Below are 911 nucleotides of genomic sequence, written 5' to 3' on the forward strand. Positions count from 1 at the left end.
ATCCGGAGCTGACAGAAGATCATCGAGTGACACAGCTGTTTGTTGAAATGGTTGAGGAATATAAGCAGAAGGCACTTGTATAAAACAGTTGAAAGCTGTGGAAACTTATAGTACATTATAAGCACAAATAAAGATCGAAAAGCGTTGATAGGAACTAGTAGGGAGCCTCTCTTTCTAAGAGAGCCGATGGTTGGTGCGAATCGGTGAAAGATGCTGTCTGAATCCATCCTTGAGCGAAATGCTGAAACAAGTAGGCATTTACGGGATAACCGTTATGTTTGAAAGTGGAAAACGAGTCTTTGATTTGTTTTCAATCAGGGTGGCAACGCGAGAGCTCTCGTCCCTTTATGGGGATGAGGGCTCTTTTTATTTTCGACAAATCAATAAAAAAAGGAGTGTTTCGCATGCTTGATACGAAAATGCTGAGAGCGAATTTTCAAGAAATTAAAGCAAAGCTTGTACACAAAGGCGAAGACTTAACTGATTTTGATAAGTTTGAGGCGCTGGATGATAGACGAAGAGAGCTTATCGGCAAGGTAGAAGAGTTAAAAGGAAAACGAAATGAAGTTTCTCAGCAGGTTGCTGTGCTGAAGCGTGCGAAAAAAGACGCGGATCACATTATTAAAGAAATGCGTGAAGTCGGCGAGGAAATTAAAAAGCTTGATGAAGAATTGCGAACAGTGGAAGCTGAGCTTGATACAATCCTTCTCTCAATCCCAAATATTCCGCATGAGTCTGTACCTGTCGGTGAAACAGAAGACGACAACGTAGAAGTGCGTAAATGGGGTGAAAAGCCTTCATTTTCTTACGAGCCGAAGCCGCACTGGGATATTGCGGATGAGCTGGGTATTCTGGATTTTGAACGTGCTGCCAAAGTAACAGGAAGCCGTTTCGTGTTCTATAAAGGCTTA

Annotated in this window: 2 pseudogenes and 1 other annotated feature; both pseudogenes read left to right on the forward strand. The window is 42.3% G+C overall.

From position 1 onward, the window contains the following. Positions 1–83, forward strand: a pseudogene (locus ACWHAR_RS24490) (pyridoxal 5'-phosphate synthase glutaminase subunit PdxT); the annotation flags it as partial. Positions 84–135: 52 nt separating this feature from the next. Further along, positions 136–348 (forward strand) — a binding site (T-box leader). Positions 349–404: 56 nt separating this feature from the next. Further along, positions 405–911: pseudogene (serS, locus tag ACWHAR_RS24495) on the forward strand (serine--tRNA ligase); the annotation flags it as partial.

The sequence above is a fragment of the Bacillus sp. LR--39 genome (genome assembly GCF_053613335.1).